This is a genomic window from Pseudomonas germanica, assembly GCF_019614655.1.
Classification (GTDB): Bacteria; Pseudomonadota; Gammaproteobacteria; order Pseudomonadales; family Pseudomonadaceae; genus Aquipseudomonas; species Aquipseudomonas neuropathica.
Genome location: NZ_CP071586.1, coordinates 2,271,864 through 2,291,294, shown reverse-complemented (window position 1 = coordinate 2,291,294; position 19,431 = coordinate 2,271,864). Strand labels below are relative to the sequence as shown.

Sequence of the window (19,431 nt, the reverse complement as noted above, 5' to 3'; positions counted from 1 at the left end):
ATCTTTATTTCTTGGCGGCAAACAACGCATCGAGCTTCTGCTCGAAGGTGTGGTAGTCGATGCGATCGTAAAGCTCCATGCGAGTCTGCATGGTGTCGATGACATTCTGCTGCGTGCCGTCGCGGCGAATGGCGGTGTAGACGTTTTCCGCTGCCTTGTTCATCGCGCGGAACGCCGACAGCGGATACAGCACCAGCGACACATCGGCGCCAGCCAGTTGCTCGGTGGTGTACAGCGGCGTCGCGCCGAACTCGGTGATATTGGCCAGGATCGGCGCTTTTACGCGGTTGGCGAACAGCTTGTACATTTCCAGTTCAGTGATGGCTTCCGGGAAGATCATGTCGGCGCCGGCCTCGATGCATGCCGCTGCGCGATCGAGTGCCGACTCCAGACCTTCCACCGCCAGCGCATCGGTACGCGCCATGATCACAAAGCTGTCATCGGTGCGCGCATCCACTGCAGCCTTGATGCGATCAACCATTTCCTGCTGGCTGACGATCTCTTTATTAGGACGGTGGCCACAACGCTTAGCGCCAACCTGGTCCTCGATGTGAATCGCCGCCGCGCCGAACTTGATCATCGACTTGACCGTGCGCGCCACATTGAACGCCGAGGAGCCGAAACCAGTGTCCACATCGACCAGCAGCGGCAGATCGCAGACGTCGGTGATGCGCCGAACGTCTGTCAGCACGTCGTCCAGACCGGTGATGCCCAGATCCGGCACGCCGAGGGAACCTGCGGCCACGCCGCCACCGGACAGGTAGATCGCCTTGAAACCGGCACGTTTGGCCAGCAGCGCGTGGTTGGCGTTGATCGCGCCGACCACTTGCAATGGATGCTCGCTGGCGACCGCATCGCGGAAACGCTGGCCTGGAGTGTTCAGGTTGGAACTCATGACTCACCTCGTTCAGTGGCTGTCTTATTGTGGGCGCCGTCCTGGTAATGACGGGCGATGTTGCGTTTCGAGGCCCCGATGTGACGGCGCATCAACAATTCCGCGAGTTCGCCGTCACGGTCGGCGATGGCATCGAGAATCCGGTGGTGTTCGGCGAAGGCCTGACGCGGGCGGTTCGGCGTGGTGGAAAACTGGATGCGGTACATGCGCACCAATTGATACAGCTCGCCGCAGAGCATCTGCGTCAGCGTGCGGTTGCCGCTGCCTTGGATGATCCGGTAGTGAAAGTCGAAATCGCCTTCCTGCTGGTAATAGCCAACGCCAGCCTGAAACGCCGCGTCGCGCTCGTGGGTTTCCAGAACCCGGCGCAGCTCGTCGATTTCTTCGACGCTCATGCGCTCGGCTGCGAGACGACAGGCCATGCCTTCGAGGGATTCGCGGATTTCGTAGAGTTCGAGCAATTCGGCATGACTGAGCGACACCACCCGCGCACCGACGTGCGGTACGCGCACCAGCAGGCGCTGGCCTTCCAGGCGATGAATCGCCTCACGCAACGGCCCACGGCTGATGCCGTAGGTGCGCGCCAGCTCCGGCTCGGAGATCTTGCTGCCCGGGGCGATCTCACCTTTGACGATGGCCGCTTGAATGCGCCGGAAGACGTTTTCCGAGAGCGTCTCGGAATCGTCGCCGCTGATGACCGGGGGATCGAGTTGATCCAGCATGATTGTCGACACCTTTAAATCCAATGCGGCAAAAACTAGCCAATTCGCCCGCGTCAGTCAAAGTATAAATAGACATTGTCGACAATCGTCTAATAACCGTAGGCAATCTTCCATTGGTCGATTAACCCCTGTGGAGCCTGCTCGCGAAAGCGTAGTGTCAGTCAGCATCTGCTTGGGATGACGCACCGCCTTCGCGAGCAGGCTCGCTCCCACAGGGAATCCCAAGGGTTATAGACCGGTGCCGGCGCTGGCGCCATAAACCCACCGTGCTAGAATGCCGCCCGCATTTGCTGGCCATTTGTACGGCTTGTCATAAAAAGCTGATAGGCACACGAAGGGCCTTGCGCAAGTTTTGCCAAGGACCTGAACCGAAAACGGAACGCTGCGCACCAGGATTTATGAGACTCAAGCCTTTTCCCACATTCTTTGCCCTGTTTTGCCTGCCCGGCCTCGCCGCCGCGGGGGAAAAAACCGTGTACGGCCTCAACGAATACGCTTCGCTTGACGGCATCAATCTGGAAGTTGCGGCCAAACTCGACACCGGTGCGAAAACCGCATCGCTGAGTGCCCGCGACATCAAACGCTTTAAACGCAACGGTGAGTCCTGGGTACGTTTCTACCTGGCCATCGACGCTGCGCATTCACACCCGATCGAGCGGCCGCTGGCGCGGGTCAGCAAGATCAAGCGCCGCGCCGGCGATTACGACCCGGAGGAAGGCAAGAAGTACACCGCCCGTCCGGTGATCGAGCTGGATATCTGCATGGGCACGGCGATGCGCAGCATCGAAGTGAACCTGACCGACCGAAGTGCGTTCCAATACCCGCTTTTGATTGGCTCCGAAGCGCTGAAACGCTTTGATGCGCTGGTCGATCCAAGCCTTAAATACGCTGCCGGCAAACCCGCCTGCACCATCGCCGCTCATACCGCCGAGTAATTTCCATGCGTTCTCTAACCTTCCACCTGAAAATCCTGATCACCATTCTGGTGCTCCTGGGCGTTTCGGTTACGGCCTATCAGATTTTCGTGCTCGGCATCCCGGTGACCGAAGACGCCACCGACGACTTGTGGAACATCGACGCCAAGGTCGAGTTCGTCGCCAGCACCAAGGATCCGGTGAAGATCCAGATGTTCGTGCCGCCGTTGAGCCGCGATTACGTCAGCCTCAACGAGAGTTTTATCTCCAATAACTACGGTGTCGCCGTCAACCGCGTCGACGGCAACCGCAAGGTTACCTGGTCGGCGCGCCGGGCCAAGGGCAACCAGACCCTTTATTACCGTCTGGTGCTGACCAAGCGTTACACCGCCGAAAAATCCAAGATCAAAGGCCCGACCTTCCGCGACAGCATCGCCATCGAAGGCCCTGAGAAAATCGCCGCCGAAGCCCTGCTCGCGCCGATCCGTCAGCACTCGGCCGACGTCGAAACCTTTATTGGCGAGGCGATCAAACGCGTCAACAACGTCAACGATGACAACGTGAAATTGCTGCTGGCCGGCGATCCGTCGACGCCGCACAAAGCCAAAATCGTCGAACTGCTGCTGTCCATCGCCCACGTCCCGGTGGAAAAAGTCCACACCATCCGCCTCGTCGCCGACCAGCCGCAAACCCCGGAACTGTGGCTGCGCAGCTTCAACGGCAACGACTGGCTGTACTTCAACCCGGAAACCGGTGAGCAAGGCCTGCCGACCGACCGCCTGCTGTGGTGGACCGGCGATGAAAACCTGATCACCGTCGATGGCGGCAAAAAAGCCAACGTGACCTTCAGCCTGAACAACAGCGAGATGAACGCGATTCGTCTGGCCAAGCTGACCGACGAAAACACCGACGCCAACTTCCTCGAATACTCGCTGTACGGCTTGCCGCTGCAGACTCAGCAGACGTTCATGATCATGGTGATGATCCCGATCGGCGTGCTGGTGATCCTGATTCTGCGCAACCTGATCGGCCTGCAGACACTCGGCACGTTCACCCCGGTGCTGATCGCCCTCGCCTTCCGCGAAACGCAACTGGGCTTCGGCATTCTTTTGTTTACCGTGATCACCGCGCTGGGCTTGTCATTACGTTCGTATCTGGAACACCTGAAGCTGCAAATGCTGCCGCGACTCTCGGTGGTGCTGACCTTTGTTGTGGTGCTGATCGCGGCGATCAGCCTGTTCAGCCATAAGCTCGGCCTGGAACGCGGGCTGTCGGTGGCGCTGTTCCCGATGGTGATTCTGACCATGACCATCGAACGCCTGTCGATCACCTGGGAAGAACGCGGTGCCAGCCATGCGATGAAAGTCGCGATCGGCACACTGTTCGCGGCGTCACTCGCGCACCTGATCATGACCGTTCCAGAGCTGGTCTACTTCGTGTTCACCTTCCCGGCGATCCTGCTGATTCTGGTCGGCTTCATGTTGGCGATGGGTCGTTATCGCGGCTACCGCCTGACCGAGCTGGTGCGCTTCAAGGCTTTCCTGAAGAAGGCTGACGCCTGATGTTCGGTTTCTGGAAGACCTGGAAGGCCCTGGAAGCGCGGGGCATCATGGGCATCAATCGGCGTAACGCCGACTACGTGCTCAAGTACAACAAGCGCAGCCTGTACCCGATTGTCGATGACAAGATCATCACCAAGGAACGCGCCATCGCGGCCGGCATTCACGTGCCGGAGCTGTACGGCGTGATCTCCACCGAGAAGGAAATCGACAAACTCGACCAGATCATCGGCGGGCGCAACGACTTTGTGATCAAACCGGCCCAAGGCGCTGGCGGTGACGGCATCATCGTGATTGCCGACCGTTTCGAGGGCCGCTATCGCACGGTGTCGGGCAAGATCCTTGCCCATGAAGAGCTTGAGCATCACATCTCGAGCATCCTCACTGGCCTGTATTCGCTGGGCGGCCACCGTGATCGGGCGCTGATCGAATACCGCGTGACCCCGGATCAGATCTTCAAAAGCATCAGCTACGAAGGCGTGCCGGACATCCGCATCATCGTCTTGATGGGTTATCCAGTGATGGCGATGCTGCGTCTGCCAACCCGGCAGTCCGGCGGCAAGGCCAACCTGCATCAGGGCGCCATCGGTGTCGGTGTTGACCTGGCCACGGGTCTGACGTTGCGCGGCACCTGGCTGAACAACATCATCACCAAACACCCCGACACCACCAACGCGGTGGACGGCGTGCAACTGCCCTACTGGGACGGTTTCATGAAACTCGCCGCCGGCTGCTATGAGCTGTGCGGGTTGGGCTATATCGGTGTTGATATGGTGCTGGATCAGGAAAAAGGCCCGCTGATTCTGGAGCTGAATGCGCGGCCGGGGCTGAATATTCAGATTGCCAATGATTGCGGGCTGACGTTGCGTACCCATGCGGTTGAAGCGCGACTGGAAGAGCTGAAGGCGCGTGGGGTGACTGAATCGGTTGAAGAGCGGGTGGCGTTTACTCAGGAGATGTTTGGGCATATTCCAGCCGTCGAGGGCTGATCTCCCCCGATGATCGTTCCCACGCTCTGCGTGGGAATGCATCCCGTGACGCTCCGCGTCACAGTGGACGCAGAGCGTCCATGGCGGCGTTACCACGCAGAGCGTGGGAACGATCAAAGCATGATGATCGGCTCCCTTTCCCTCGCCAGCTTGAGATATCGAGCCGAACTCGGATCTTGAAAAGCATGAAGATCTGCTCCCTTTCCCCCTCGCCCCCCTGGGGGAGAGGGTTGGGGTGAGGGGGAGGCTTTTGACTTTGATCTGGCATCGGAGAGGACTACAATCCCCACCCCGCCTCAACGGCCGATCTGCCCCGCCCATGTTGACCTGTTCTGTACACCCACTGCCCTACCGCGCCAATCCCGCCGACTACTTCGCGGCCATCCGCAACGCGCCCGGCGCCGTGCTGCTCGACAGCGGCCGGCCAAGTGCCGACCGTGGCCGTTATGACCTGCTCAGCGCCTGGCCGCTGGAACATCTGGCGGTGTTGCCCGACGAAAGCGGCGGAGTTTTCCTGCAACGCCTGCGGGATAATCTGACCCGTCTGGGCGAGGCTGATTTACCAACAGGTTTCGACCTGCCATTCGCCGGCGGTTTGATCGGCTACCTGAGCTACGATTTCGGTCGGCATCTGGAAAACCTGCCGAGCCAGGCGCTGGATGATCTGCAATTGCCGGATGCCCGCTTTGGCCTGTACGACTGGGCACTGATCAGCGATCACCAGAGGGCCAGCAGCCAACTGGTGTTTCACCCGTCCGTGATCGATAGCGAGAAACAGCGGCTGATCGCGCTGTTCAGCCAGCCGCTTGTCGAATCGATGGCGCCGTTCAAACTGAACCAGCCAATGACCGCCGACCTCTGCGCCGACAATTATCGTCAGGCCTTCGAACGCATTCAGCATTATATCCAGGCCGGCGACTGCTATCAGGTCAACTTCGCCCAGCGCTTCCGCGCTGCGTGTCAGGGCGATCCGTGGCTGGCTTATTGCGCGTTGCGCGAGGCCTGCCCGACGCCGTTTTCCGGTTTCCAGAGCTTGCCTGATGGCGGTGCCGTTTTGAGCCTGTCGCCAGAGCGCTTCGTCAAAGTCAGCGACCGTGAGGTGGAAACCCGGCCGATCAAAGGCACCCGTCCGCGTGGCATGACCCCGGCCGAAGATGCCGCGAACGCCGCCGAACTGCTGGCCAGCCCCAAGGATCGCGCAGAAAACCTGATGATCGTCGACCTGCTGCGCAACGATCTCGGGCGCACCTGCCGCATCGGTTCGGTGCGGGTGCCGGAGCTGTTCAGTCTGGAAAGCTATCCGAACGTGCATCACTTGGTCAGTAGCGTCACCGGTGAGTTGGCGGATGATCGTGACGCACTGGATTTGATTGCCGGCAGTTTCCCCGGTGGCTCGATTACCGGCGCACCGAAGATTCGCGCAATGCAGATCATCGATGAGCTGGAACCGACGCGGCGTGGGTTGTATTGCGGGTCGTTGCTGTATCTGGACGTGCGCGGCGAGATGGACAGTTCCATCGCGATTCGCAGTTTGTTGGTCAAGGATGGGCAGGTGTGCTGCTGGGGCGGTGGCGGAATTGTTGCCGATTCGGATTGGCAGGCTGAGTATCAGGAGTCGATTACCAAAGTCAGAATCCTCCTCGACACCCTGCAGAACCTCTGAATGACACAACCCGTGTAGGAGCTGCCGAAGGCTGCGATCTTTTGATCTTGATCCTGAAAAACCAGATCAAAAGATCGCAGCCTTCGGCAGCTCCTACAGGGGTATTCATTACAAACTCAATTCTCTGTTCGAAGCTTTGATGAACTCCTGCTTCAACTCGGCAAAGGTGTGCACCGCGGGAAACTGCGGAAACTCGCGAATCACATTCTCCGGCGCATGGAACAGAATCCCGGCATCCGCCTCGCCCAGCATCGTCGTGTCGTTATACGAATCCCCCGCCGCAATCACCCGGTAATACAGGCTCTTGAACGCCAATACCGACTGGCGCTTGGGATCTTTCTGGCGCAACTGATAGCTGGTCACCCGCCCGGTTTCGTCAGTAATCAGGCGATGGCAAAGCAACGTCGGGAAGCCCAACTGACGCATCAGCGGCTGTGAGAACTCGTAGAACGTGTCCGACAGAATCACCACCTGAAAGCGCTCGCGCAGCCAGTTGACGAACTCCACAGCGCCGTCCAGCGGCTTCAGTGTGGCGATCACTTCCTGAATGTCCGACAGCTTCAAGCCGTGCTCATCGAGGATGCGCAGGCGCTGCTTCATCAGCACGTCGTAATCGGGAATGTCCCGGGTGGTGGCCTTGAGGGATTCGATTCCGGTTTTTTCAGCGAAGGCGATCCAGATTTCCGGCACCAGTACCCCTTCAAGATCCAGGCAAGCAATTTCCACAAGACACTCCCGTTTGTATTGATTATTTGAGTCGAGCGAGGCCGAACTCTAGCGACTCACATGCAGACGCGCAACGCACAGCACGCCCCCGAGCCGTGCAGCTTTTTGTTACCATCAGCGCCATATAGAGCGCCCAGCGCCACCGACCTGTAGGAAGCCGCCCTGATGAGTGCAACGTTCGACGTCGTGGAACTCGCCACGACCTATGCCAACAAATCCGCGCAAGACATCCTCAAACTCGCGTTCGCCGAGTTCGGCGATGACTTGTGGATATCTTTCAGCGGCGCCGAGGATGTGGTGCTGGTGGACATGGCCTGGAAGCTCAACAAGAACGTCAAGGTGTTCAGCCTCGACACCGGCCGTCTGCACCCGGAGACCTACCGCTTCATCGATCAGGTGCGCGAGCACTACAAGATCGACATCGAACTGGTGTCGCCGGACTACACGAAACTCGAACCGTTCGTGAAGGAAAAAGGCCTGTTCAGCTTCTACAAGGACGGTCACGGCGAATGCTGCGGTATCCGCAAGATCGAGCCGCTGCGCCGAAAATTGTCCACCGTCAAAGCCTGGGCCACCGGCCAGCGCCGCGACCAGAGCCCGGGCACTCGCAGTGCCGTGGCGGTGATGGAAATCGATACAGCGTTCTCCACTCCTGAGCGCACCCTGTACAAGTTCAACCCGCTGGCGCAGATGACCAGCGAAGAGATCTGGGGTTACATCCGCATGCTCGAACTGCCGTACAACAGCCTGCATGAACGCGGCTTCATCAGCATCGGCTGCGAACCGTGCACCCGCCCGGTCCTGCCGAATCAGCACGAGCGCGAGGGGCGTTGGTGGTGGGAAGAGGCGACGCAGAAAGAATGCGGGCTGCATGCCGGGAATATCATCAGCAAGGCCTAACTCCCTGCCGCGCTGATTTCCCCCTTGTAGGAGTGAGCCTGCTCGCGATAGCGGTGTCTCAGTCGATAATTTTTTTGGCTGGTACACCGCTATCGCGAGCAGGCTCACTCCTACAGGGGTTTGTAGCGACTCCAAAAATGTGTACACACGAATGTCACCATCGGTGCCATTTATGTGTGCACTTTTTTGTATCCGCGCCCTGAAAAGTTACATCCCTACCAAAAACCTCTCGCCTCCGCCCGCCAACAAAATCCCCCGCCAAAAATAAATACTTGTTCAATCGGTCAATTTTTAACCAATTATTTTCAGGCACTTAGCGCTCATCGATAACTTTTCGAAATGAGCACGGCTGCGCATAGATCAACGACTGGCACAGATCTGGCTTAGGTGCATACATGTTTTGTATACAAAACTGCAAAACATAAACACTTTCGATCCGCAAGCCTGAAGCGCCCTATCCCGTACAGGCTGCAGATGCCCCGTAACCAGTGATGCTTTCACTGCCGCGACGAAGATTTGTCGAGCCCTGTGGCTTATGCACAGTCATCGCGGCCCTGAACATCAGGAGCCTGCCGGAATGCGTACAAGTCTCTCCAACAACATCGCGCTGAATCTGCCCGCCGCTGCTCTCGACCAGCCGTTACCCGATGACGGGTTGACCGAGCCGTTACAACTGAGCCCCCGCCTGCACAACAGCGACCTGGCGCCAACCAAGGCCGAAGGTCGGCGCTGGGGCAAATACAGCATCTTCGCCCTGTGGACGAACGACGTGCACAACATTGCTAACTACTCGTTCGCCATCGGCCTTTACGCCCTTGGCCTGGGTGGCTGGCAGATCCTGCTGTCGCTGGGGATCGGCGCGGCGCTGGTGTATTTCTTCATGAACCTGTCCGGGTATATGGGACAGAAAACCGGGGTGCCGTTTCCAGTGATCAGCCGGATCAGTTTCGGCATCCACGGCGCGCAAATTCCTGCACTGATCCGCGCGGTTATCGCCATCGCCTGGTTCGGCATTCAGACGTACCTGGCGTCAGTGGTATTTCGCGTATTGCTCACGGCAGTCCATCCCGGATTCGCCGCATACGACCACAACTCGATCCTCGGGCTGTCGACTTTGGGTTGGGTGTGTTTCGTGGCGATCTGGTTCGTGCAACTGGCGATCCTCGCCTACGGCATGGAAATGGTCCGCCGTTACGAAGCGTTTGCCGGGCCGGTGATTTTGCTGACAGTTGCGGCACTCGCTGGGTGGATGTACTTCCAAGCCAACGCGACCATTGCCTGGTCGATCCGCGAGCCACTGACCGGTGGCGAGATGTGGCGCAACATTTTTGCCGGCGGCGCGTTGTGGCTGGCGATCTACGGCACGCTGATTCTGAATTTCTGCGACTTCGCCCGCTCATCGCCGTGCCGCAAGACCATCAAGGTAGGAAACTTCTGGGGTTTGCCGGTGAATATTCTGGTGTTCGCCGCGATTACCGTGCTGCTCTGCGGTGCGCAATTTCAGATCAACGGCCGGATCATCGAGAGCCCGACCGAGATCATCGCCTCGATTCCCAACACCTTCTTCCTCGTGCTCGGTTGCCTGGCATTCCTGATCGTCACTGTGGCGGTGAACATCATGGCCAACTTCGTCGCCCCGGCATTCGTGCTGAGCAACCTGGCGCCGAAGTACCTGACGTTCCGTCGCGCCGGGCTGATCAGCGCAACCATCGCTGTGCTGATCCTGCCGTGGAATCTCTACAACAGCCCGCTGGTGATCGTGTACTTCCTGTCTGGCCTCGGCGCCCTGCTCGGCCCGTTGTACGGCGTGATCATGGTCGACTACTGGCTGATCCGCAAAGGCCGGATCAACGTCCCGCAGCTCTACAGCGAAGATCCCGACGGCGCTTATTACTACAGCCGTGGGGTGAATTTCCGTGCGGTGGCGGCATTTATTCCTGCGGCGCTGATCGCCATCGTCCTGGCGCTCGTGCCGGGTTTCCACAGCGTCTCGCCGTTCTCCTGGCTGATCGGCGCCGGGATCGCCGGAATGCTCTACCTGATCATTGCCAAACGCCATGCGCACTACGCCGACATCAGCGGCGAATCGATCGCTGTCGACAACGTCTGCCATTAATTCCCTCGTGGCCCGGACTTCGGGCCGCAGAACTGCCCGCTATAAGGATTTCCCCATGCGTATTCTCGTGGTCAACGTCAACACGACCGAATCCATCACCGAGGCCATTGCCCGCTCGGCGCAGGCTGTCGCCTCGCCCGGTACCGAAATCGTCGGTTTGACGCCGTACTTCGGTGCCGACTCGATTGAAGGCAACTTCGAAAGCTATCTGGCGGCCATCGCGGTGATGGATCGGGTGATGGCCTACGACCAGCCGTTCGATGCCGTGATTCAGGCCGGCTACGGCGAGCACGGTCGCGAAGGTCTGCAGGAATTGCTCAACGTGCCAGTGGTGGATATCACCGATGCGGCCGCGAGCACGGCGATGTTTCTCGGCCACGCCTATTCGGTGGTGACCACGCTGGATCGCACCGTACCGCTGATCGAAGATCGGCTGAAATTGTCCGGCCTGTGGGATCGTTGTGCATCGGTACGGGCCAGTGGTCTGGCCGTTCTGGAACTGGAACACGAGCCACAGCGTGCCTTGGAAGCCATCGTGCATCAGGCAGAACTGGCGGTGACGCAGGACAAAGCCGAGGTGATCTGCCTGGGTTGCGGCGGCATGGCCGGCCTGGATGAGCAGATTCGTCGGCGCACTGGCGTGCCGGTGGTGGATGGCGTCACGGCGGCGGTAACGATTGCGGAATCGCTGGTGCGCTTGCGCTTGTCGACGTCGAAAGTGCGAACGTATGCGACACCTCGGCCGAAGAACATCATTGGCTGGCCGGGGCGGTTTGCCCGCTAAGCTCATCATCGGAAACCGAGTCGCCCCATTCGCGAGCAAGCTCGCTCCCACAGGGGAAATGCATTCCAAATGTGGGAGCGAGCCTGCTCGCGAAGGCCGCAACTCGGTATCAAGGTTGCTCAAATAGCACTAAACCGCCGCGCCAACCCTCTCTCCGCAAACTGTTCAATCACATAATCGACAAACGCCCGCGTCTTGCCCGGCAACAACTTATGTTCGGCGTAATAAATCGAGATGTTGCCATCATCGACAAACCAGTCCGGCAACACTCGCTGCAACGTACCCGCCTCCAGATACCCCACCGCAAAAGGCATGCTCACCAGTGCAATCCCCAGGCCCTGCGCTGCTGTCGCACACGCGGCTTCGGAATCGCTCATGGTCATCCGGGCCTTGAGCATCAACGGACTGTGCTGCTGATCGCGGTGCGTCAATTGCCATGAACGCACACGCCCGGTTTGCGGTGAGCGAATCAGAATTCCGTCGTGCTGCTTGAGATCGTCCGGATGAGTGATCGCAGGATTGCCGTTCAGATAATCCTGCGAAGCGACCAATACCCGATGCGCTGGCGTCAATCTGCGCGCTACCACACCTTGTGGCAGCTCAAAGCCGCCGCCAATCGCCGCATCGAAGCCCTGCCCGATCAGATCGACCTGACGATTATCGAAATGCCAGTCCGGATTGATCGCCGGGAAGCGCCGCAGAAACTCGCCGAGCAACGGCACTATATAAAGGCGCCCGAACACCGTGCCCATGCTGACTTTCAAGGTGCCGATCGGCTGCCCTTCGGCACTGGCCAGATTGGCCACGGCATTCTGGATCGTGGTCAGGCTGGCACTGACTTCACTCAAAAACAGCTGCCCCGCCTCGGTCAGCGTCAGACTGCGGGTGCTGCGCTGAAACAGCCGCACACCCAGCCGCGCCTCAAGCTTTGCGACACTTTTGCCAACCGCTGCCGGGGTCAGGCTCAAGCGCCGCGCCGCCTCGGCAAAGCTGCCGACTTCAGCACTACGGACAAAGCATTCGATACTGCTGAAGGTTTCCATGGCCGCCACTATAAACTTCTGGTTTACACAGACTATAGCAATCAGGGTCTACACGGTTGCGGATCAGAGGTCGATACTCGGCTCCAACAACAAGGCATCCCGCCTTGAATAGTCTGGAGATCGAACATGACCACTCAACACCTCGGCGGCAAAGTCGCTCTGATTCAAGGCGGTTCCCGTGGTATCGGCGCTGCCATCGTCAAACGCCTGGCCGCTGAAGGCGCTGCAGTAGCCTTCACTTACGTCAGCTCCACCGCCAAAGCCGAAGAGTTACAGAACAGTATCACCGCCAACGGCGGCAAAGCCCTGGCGATCAAGGCCGACAGTGCCGACGCCGCAGCGATCCGCCACGCGGTCAGCGCCACGGTCGAAGCTTTTGGCCGACTCGACATTTTGGTCAACAACGCCGGTGTCCTCGCCGTTGCTCCACTGGAAGACTTCAAACTCGAAGACTTCGACCAGACCCTCGCAATCAACGTGCGCAGCGTATTCATCGCCTCGCAAGAAGCCGCCAAGCACATGGGCGAAGGTTCGCGCATCATCAACATCGGCAGCACCAACGCCGACCGCATGCCCTTTGCCGGTGGCGGTGTATATGCGATGAGCAAATCGGCGCTAGTCGGTTTGACCAAAGGCCTGGCCCGCGATCTGGGCCCACGCGGCATCACCATCAACAACGTGCAGCCCGGCCCTGTCGACACCGACATGAACCCGGCGCACGGTGACTTCGCCGAAAGCCTCATTCCGTTGATGGCCGTCGGTCGTTACGGTAAAGCCGAAGAAATCGCCAGTTTCGTCGCCTATCTGGCGGGCCCGGAAGCCGGTTACATCACTGGTGCCAGCCTGACCATCGACGGTGGTTTCGGCGCCTGATTTTCCGAGTTGCCTGAACGCAAAACGCCGCCCCTCTTTTCACAGAGGGGCGGCGTTTTTTTGTCTCAGACGTTTACACCCATTCCAGCGCCGGCAAACCACAGGCACTTGGCGTGAACGCTTTCAAACTCCGAAGAATCCCGTCAGCGTGTGCGTACTTTTCATCGGCCATGGCGGCATCGGGGATGGCGATGGCCGTCATGCCTGCGGCTTTCGCTGCGGTCACGCCAAACGGCGAATCCTCGAACACCAGGCAATCCTCAGGTGCCACACCCAGACGGCGGGCAGCGGTCAGGAAGATATCCGGCGCCGGTTTCGCCGCGCCGACTTCCGGATCGTCCGCCGTGACAATGAAGTCGAACAGCGCGAACCAGTCGCGGTGCAGCGTGGTTTTTTGCCCGAACGATTGCCGCGATGAACTGGTGCCGACGGCGATGGGGATGTTGTGCGCCTTGAGGTGGCGAATCAGCTCCTCGGCACCCGGCATCGCTTGCGCCGTGGGAAAACGCTCGCGCATCAATGGTTCGCGGATCACCAGAAACTCTTCAGCGGTGATCGGCAGATCCAGCGCCTGCACCACGTAGTTCGCCAGATCGTTGGCCCCGCGACCAATGATGTTCTGCTTGACGCTCCAGTCGAAGGTGCGCCCGTAGCGCTGGGCAATCAGCGAAGTGACTTCGGTGTAAATGCCCTCGGTGTCCAGCAACAAACCGTCCATATCAAAAATCACGGCCTTGATCGGGCCGAACGCCTTCAGCGGTGCATTCATCATCGGATCCGTTAACAAAGACATCCCAAGCGGCAGGTGGACCGCTGCTCGGATCTGATTAAAGGGTTCAGCAGCATAACGAGCGCGACAGACATTGAGCAACGGCCAATGTTTATTGAGCGATGAACTACTCGCAGACATTTAGCGAAATGTCCTACAGGCATCGCCTACTCGCCCGACTTCTTTCCTGTTTGATCCCCCGCAAAGTCCCCGCACCTTTTTGATGTGCGCGAGAGACTGCGAATGCTTCCAACCGATCGGCTTCTGGCCCTGAACAACAGCATCGGCCTGCTCGTTGTTGCTGCTTTGAATCCCGATGAGCCGGACTTCGAACACCTGATCCGCGAGTTCCGCCTGTGCCTGAACCACTACGACGCCTGGGCCGAGCAGTTCTGGACAGGCACCGCGCTGGATGTCGAGCAAGTTTTTACGGTCGGCAACGACGTACGCCTCAGCGCGCCGATCACGTCGCGCCAGCCGCTCAGTTCATCGGTGGTCATGTGCTCGGCCAGCGGGTCGCTGACGCTGGTGCATATGTTCGAGGCCGCGAGGTTTGTGCCGATTGGCAACACCCCGGTAATCCTCGAACCGGTGCTTGCCGATGTCGGCGGCGTGTTGACTTTCGGCGAACCGCTGCATTACACCATCGGCCCCAGCGGCATTCTGCAAGTGACCGACTGCGATCGGGGCCAGCGTTATCGCATCACCTTCTTTCCCGATGTGTCCACGGACCATGTGAAGAAGCTGTACGCCTCCTATCAGGGCATCATCGATGGGCTGGAGGGCTGGTTGCGCGGGGAATGGAGTGAATGTCAGCCGCAGTGGAAGGAATTTTCCAGCGCCGGGTTTCTTGAGCGTTACGGTCAGTTGCAACAGGCCGACTGGCGCGGATTCGAGAAAGCCCTGAATGGCGTCTGGGATGACATCCGGCAAGTGTTCGCCCTGCTCGCCGACCTGCAGGCCAACAGTGAAAAATTGCTGGAATACCTCAGCGAGGCCGAGCTTGAGGCGTTGTTGAATGCCTCCAGCGACGCCATTGCCAACGGCTTGCTGATCCTCAGTGACGAACCGCTGCTGTTCATTCATCTGGCCGCGTTTACCAGTTGGCTGAAGATGCTGCCGCCGCAGTATCTGGCCGAAGTGGTGGCCGAGGTGCGGGCCGAACTGCTGATCAGTTTTCTGCTGATGGGGTTGTCGGGGGGCATCGGCGTGCCACTGCGCTTGAGCAGCAAGGTGCTGGCGAAGATCAAGTCGCCGCGCGCGCGGGAGTGGCTGGCGGCCTCGGCGTTGCGCTTGGCCGAACTGACGTCCTCGGCGGATTTGACGCGGCATGCCAGCGTTTTGAAACCGCTGATGCTCAATGTGCGTGACGTTGAGTTGAAACCGACACCGGCGATACCGCTGAACATTCGTCAGGCCGATTCGCTGGTGTTGACCGTGCCAAACCCGGCGCCTGTTGTGCGGGACAAGTCTGGCGGTTCGAGCCGGATCGAGCGGCATGAGCCGCATGACGATTCGCCGGATCAGGCGAAAAACCCCAACGGCGACAGCGCCGATTGCGTGCCGCGCACCTGCACCAACGGCTGCCCGGTGTCGATGGTCACCGGCGAAGAACTGCTGACCCTGAGCGATGCGCTGCTCGATGGCGTGTTGCCGTTTGAGTTCACGCGGTTGTATCGCAGCAGTGCCGCCGAAATCGATGTTGGGTTGGGGTTTGGCTGGAGTCATTCGCTGGCGCATCGGCTGGAATTTTTCGCTGATGAGGTTGTTTGGGTCGATCACGAAAACCGGCGTACCCGTTTTCCGTTGCCGAGCGTTGAGCGGCCGGCGATTCACAACAGTTTGTCGCGGGCGGCGATTTTTCTGGGCGATGAGCCGGAAGAGCTGATCCTCGCACTGGCCGGGGACACCGCGCGGTTCTATCACTTTCGCGCGGGACGGCTGACGGCGATCAGCGATGCCTATGGCAATCGTCTGACGGTGCAGCGTGATCGCTCTGACCGGGTGCAGCGCCTGGACAACGGCGCCGGGCGTTCGCTGCTGTTGCGCTATGAGCAGGCGCAGTTGGTCGGGGTCGATTACCAGGTGTTTCGCGACGGTGCCTGGAGCACTGAACAAGCGCTGGTCAGCTACCGCTACGACGCTTATCGGCACCTGATCGAAGCGACCAACGCCGTCGGTGACAGCGAGCGTTACGACTACGACGACGCTCACGTGATTCTGCAGCGGCAACTGGCCGGCGGCGCGAGTTTTTTCTGGGAATGGGAGCGCTCGGGGAAATCGGCGCGCTGCGTGCGTCACTGGGCATCGTTTTCGCAGATGGACACGCGTTACGTCTGGAACGGTGACGGCAGTGTCGCGGTGCATTACGTCGATGGCACCGAAGAGACCTACGTTCACGACGAACGTGCGCGGCTGGTGCGTAAAGTCTCGGCGGACGGTGGTGAACAGCTCAAGGTCTATGAATCATCGGGGCGGTTGATCGCCGAGCAGGATGCCTTGGGTGCGGTCACCGAATACCGCTACGACGAAGTCGGACGGCTGATCGCGCTGATTCCGCCGGACGAGGCGCCCACGTCCTACGAGTATCGCAACGGTTTCCTGTTTCGGCGTTCGCGCGGCGATGCGGTGTGGATCTACCGGCGCAATGCCGAGGGCGATGTCACCGAGGCGGTCGACCCCGATGGTCAGGTTACGCATTACTACTACGACACCCGGGGTCAGTTGCTGTCGATCCGTTATCCGGACAGCAGCCGGCATCGGCTGGTCTGGAATAGCCTCGGCCAGTTGACCGAGGAAACCCTGCCCGACGGTGGCGTGCGGCGCTTTTCCTACGACGCACTGGGGCGGCGGACGACAACCGCCGACGAACACGGTGCGGTCACCCGCCAGCATTGGGACGCCGTTGGCCGACTGATTCAGACGACTTTTCCTACCGGCAGCACCCGCGCCTACAGCTACGGCGCCTACGGTCAGGTCACCGCTGAACGCGATGAACTGGGGCACATCACCCGTTATGAATATGACGACGACCTGCATCTGGTCTCGCGGCGGATCAACCCCGACGGCACACGGGTGCAGTACCGCTACGACCATGCGCAACTGCTGCTCACCGAGATTGAAAACGAATCCGGGGAAAAGTATCGGCTGGACTACACGTCCACCGGGCTGATTCGTCAGGAGGTCGGTTTTGACGGCCGCCGCACGGCGTACGCCTATGACCTCAACGGGCATCTGCTGGAGAAGACCGAGTTCGGTGATGACGGTTCGCAACTGGTCACCGCTTATGAGCGCGATGCTGCCGGGCGTCTTCTGCTCAAAACCCTGCCCGACGGGATCAAGGTTTCCTACCAATACGACCGCCTCGGCCGACTGATCGGGGTCGACGACGGCCAGCAACATCCTTTGGCCTTCGAGTACGACCGCCAGGATCGGCTGATCACCGAGCATCAGGGCTGGGGCACCCTTCGTTACCGCTACGACGCCTGCGGCCAGCTCAAGCGCATGCGCCTGCCGGACAACAGCGTGCTCGACTACCGCCACGCCAAAGGTGGCGCGCTGACCGACATCGACCTCAACGGCACGCCGCTGACTCGTCACGTCTACCAGTCCGGTCGCGAACAACAACGTCAGCAAGGCCTGCTGCTCAGCGAATACTCTTACGACGATCAAGGACGATTACTCGCCCACGCCGTAGGCCATCAGCGCGATGCGTTGTACCGCCGCGATTATGCCTACAACGCCAACGGCAATCTCGCGCACATCGCCGACAGCCGCCACGGCCAGCGCACCTACGGCTACGACGCCCTCGACCGGCTGATCCGCGTCCGTCACTCACGCGACGAACTGCCGGAATCCTTCGCCCACGACCCGGCCGGCAACCTGCTGATGCAGGACCGCCCCGGCCCCAGCCAGATCCAGGGCAATCGCTTGCTGATGCAAGGCGATCGTCATTACGACTACGACGCCCTCGGCAACCTGATCCGCGAACGTCGCGGCCGCGCGCAGACACTCGTCACTGAATACCGCTACGACTGCCAGCACCGCCTGATCGGCCTGACCCGCCCGGACGGCCAGACCGCCAGTTACCAATACGACGCCTTCGGCCGGCGTATCCGCAAAACCGTCAACGGCGAAACCACCGAATTCTTCTGGCAAGGCGACCACCTCGTCGCCGAAAGCAGCGAAAACGAATACCGCAGCTACGTCTACGAACCCGGCACCTTCCGCCCGCTGGCGCTGCTCGACGGTAAAGGCCCGAAAAAGGCCTGCCCGTTCTACTACCAACTCGACCACCTCGGCACCCCGCAGGAACTCACCGACTACAGCGGCGACATCGTCTGGTCCGCGCAATACGACGCCTACGGCAAAGTCGCCGCGCTGACCCTGGCTGGCGACGACTACCTGAACCAGCCGCTGCGTTTTCAGGGGCAGTACTTCGACGGGGAAAGCGGGCTGCATTACAACCGCCACCGGTACTACGACCCGCGGCTGGGACGGTATCTGACGCCGGATCCGATCAAGTTGGCGGGTGGGCTGAATCAGTACCAGTACGTGCCGAATCCGACGGGGTGGGTGGATCCGTTGGGTTTGAACTCCAACTGCCCGCCGCCGAATAAGCCTGGGTGTGAGGTGCCGGGTGGAAGTGATGGGGCTCAGGTTGATGAGAATGAGCCGAAACTACCGGAAATTGCTCACAATATAGATCCAAAAACTTTGAAGCGAGTACATACAATAGAGGGAAAAACCTCAACCAAGACAGTCGAGGATTATAAAAATAAAATGCGCAACGGATACGATCCAACAGATCCCATCAAGGTCATAGAACATGACGGCAACCTATATATTCTGGACGGACACCATCGCGCAGCAGCTGCACGGCAAACTTCGACTAATGTGACAATCCAACTCATAACCGATCTCAAAGCGTATAACGGAGCGCTAAGAAGCATTGAAGATATATTAGAGTCAGCAAACAATGTGGGCCTGGACAGATTGGAGCACCGGAGAAGAAGATGAGCGACCAAAATGAAACTTTGGACATCCTGATAAATGACTTCATCTCCATGGTGGAGTCCAGCACCCTGATATTTGAGCGCAAATTTGGCACTCGAGACATTCGAAGGCTTTGGTACACCAAGGTAATAAAGCGACGCGGGAGAGTCACTCGAGGCGTTAAATATGAATTACATGGTATTGGCTGCCGCATCAATTTATCGACAGGAAGCGTAGATTTCGACTATGGCCCTAACGGTGAAATCAATGGATTTGATACTTGGCGCCTATACAACTTTGCCCGTGAAAGACCCTCTAAACATAGAAAATATTGCGATGAAGAAACCATTAAAAAAGAACTCAAAGAATATATAGAGCTAAAAAAAATCAAAAAAATGTCAGGCATAAGTAACCTGTATGTATTGGCTGACTCAAAAGATACCGATTAGACACGACCACAAAAAGGGCCTGCTCACTCAGGCC

At 59.1% G+C, this 19,431-nt stretch carries 15 protein-coding genes; 10 read left to right on the top strand and 5 right to left on the bottom strand.

Annotation, left to right across the window (positions count from 1 at the left end):
• Nucleotides 1-4: 4 nt before the first annotated feature.
• Together prpB and J0G10_RS10185 are read right to left on the bottom strand one after the other, a co-directional pair.
• Nucleotides 5-895, bottom strand: a complete 891-nt coding sequence (gene prpB, locus J0G10_RS10190) for a methylisocitrate lyase (RefSeq protein WP_095047757.1) — start codon at nt 893-895, stop codon at nt 5-7.
• Nucleotides 892-1,614 (bottom strand): GntR family transcriptional regulator, encoded by a 723-nt coding sequence (locus J0G10_RS10185; protein ID WP_172828118.1) that lies wholly within the window; start codon nt 1,612-1,614, stop codon nt 892-894. Before J0G10_RS10185 ends, prpB begins: the two co-directional genes overlap by 4 nt.
• A gap of 401 nt (nt 1,615-2,015) precedes the next feature.
• On the opposite strand from J0G10_RS10185, the gene rloA reads away from it, so the two are divergent.
• The 4 genes from rloA (at nt 2,016) to pabB (ending at nt 6,742) form a co-directional block, all read left to right on the top strand.
• Nucleotides 2,016-2,552, top strand: a complete 537-nt coding sequence (gene rloA, locus J0G10_RS10180) for a retropepsin-like aspartic peptidase RloA (RefSeq protein ID WP_053116866.1) — start codon at nt 2,016-2,018, stop codon at nt 2,550-2,552.
• Nucleotides 2,553-2,557: 5 nt separating this feature from the next.
• Nucleotides 2,558-4,093: an osmotic stress tolerance membrane protein RloB gene (gene rloB / locus J0G10_RS10175; protein ID WP_093431750.1), complete on the top strand. Its 1,536-nt coding sequence runs from the start codon at nt 2,558-2,560 to the stop codon at nt 4,091-4,093.
• Nucleotides 4,093-5,079, top strand: a complete 987-nt coding sequence (locus J0G10_RS10170; protein WP_220558378.1) for an alpha-L-glutamate ligase-like protein — start codon at nt 4,093-4,095, stop codon at nt 5,077-5,079. Before rloB ends, J0G10_RS10170 begins: the two co-directional genes overlap by 1 nt.
• A 319-nt stretch (nt 5,080-5,398) precedes the next feature.
• On the top strand, nt 5,399-6,742 hold the full coding sequence (gene pabB, locus J0G10_RS10165; RefSeq protein ID WP_220558377.1) for an aminodeoxychorismate synthase component I: 1,344 nt from the start codon (nt 5,399-5,401) through the stop codon (nt 6,740-6,742).
• A 108-nt stretch (nt 6,743-6,850) separates the two neighbouring features.
• Here pabB and thrH read toward each other — a convergent pair whose 3' ends face one another.
• Nucleotides 6,851-7,468, bottom strand: coding sequence for a bifunctional phosphoserine phosphatase/homoserine phosphotransferase ThrH (gene thrH, locus J0G10_RS10160; RefSeq protein WP_108226653.1), 618 nt, complete (start codon nt 7,466-7,468; stop codon nt 6,851-6,853).
• 165 nt (nt 7,469-7,633) lie between these two features.
• Between thrH and J0G10_RS10155 the strand changes: the two genes are divergently transcribed.
• From J0G10_RS10155 to J0G10_RS10145, 3 genes are all read left to right on the top strand, one after another.
• Nucleotides 7,634-8,368 (top strand): phosphoadenylyl-sulfate reductase, encoded by a 735-nt coding sequence (locus J0G10_RS10155; RefSeq protein ID WP_093431738.1) that lies wholly within the window; start codon nt 7,634-7,636, stop codon nt 8,366-8,368.
• 577 nt (nt 8,369-8,945) lie between these two features.
• A complete protein-coding gene (locus tag J0G10_RS10150) occupies nt 8,946-10,484 on the top strand; it encodes an NCS1 family nucleobase:cation symporter-1 (RefSeq protein ID WP_220558376.1) in 1,539 nt (512 codons plus the stop codon).
• A gap of 55 nt (nt 10,485-10,539) precedes the next feature.
• The gene (locus J0G10_RS10145; protein WP_095047763.1) at nt 10,540-11,268 is read left to right on the top strand and encodes an aspartate/glutamate racemase family protein; all 729 of its coding nucleotides are present in this window, start codon (nt 10,540-10,542) and stop codon (nt 11,266-11,268) included.
• 119 nt (nt 11,269-11,387) lie between these two features.
• Here the strand turns inward: J0G10_RS10145 and J0G10_RS10140 are convergent, their stop codons facing one another.
• Nucleotides 11,388-12,311, bottom strand: a complete 924-nt coding sequence (locus tag J0G10_RS10140; RefSeq protein ID WP_095047764.1) for a LysR family transcriptional regulator — start codon at nt 12,309-12,311, stop codon at nt 11,388-11,390.
• A 126-nt stretch (nt 12,312-12,437) separates the two neighbouring features.
• On the opposite strand from J0G10_RS10140, the gene J0G10_RS10135 reads away from it, so the two are divergent.
• Nucleotides 12,438-13,184 carry a 3-oxoacyl-ACP reductase family protein gene (locus J0G10_RS10135; RefSeq protein ID WP_095047765.1) on the top strand — a complete coding sequence of 249 codons (747 nt, stop codon included), beginning with the start codon at nt 12,438-12,440 and terminating at the stop codon, nt 13,182-13,184.
• 73 nt (nt 13,185-13,257) lie between these two features.
• On the opposite strand, the gene J0G10_RS10130 is transcribed toward J0G10_RS10135, so the two are convergent.
• A complete protein-coding gene (locus J0G10_RS10130) occupies nt 13,258-13,953 on the bottom strand; it encodes an HAD-IA family hydrolase (protein ID WP_116255218.1) in 696 nt (231 codons plus the stop codon).
• Nucleotides 13,954-14,196: 243 nt separating this feature from the next.
• Here J0G10_RS10130 and J0G10_RS10125 point away from each other — a divergent pair, with 243 nt between their 5' ends.
• Together J0G10_RS10125 and J0G10_RS10120 are read left to right on the top strand one after the other, a co-directional pair.
• Complete coding sequence (locus tag J0G10_RS10125; protein ID WP_220558375.1) at nt 14,197-18,972, top strand: RHS repeat-associated core domain-containing protein; 4,776 nt, start codon at nt 14,197-14,199, stop codon at nt 18,970-18,972.
• A complete protein-coding gene (locus tag J0G10_RS10120; RefSeq protein ID WP_220558374.1) occupies nt 18,969-19,397 on the top strand; it encodes a DUF6896 domain-containing protein in 429 nt (142 codons plus the stop codon). The genes J0G10_RS10125 and J0G10_RS10120 overlap by 4 nt, the downstream gene beginning before the upstream one ends.
• Nucleotides 19,398-19,431: the final 34 nt, after the last annotated feature.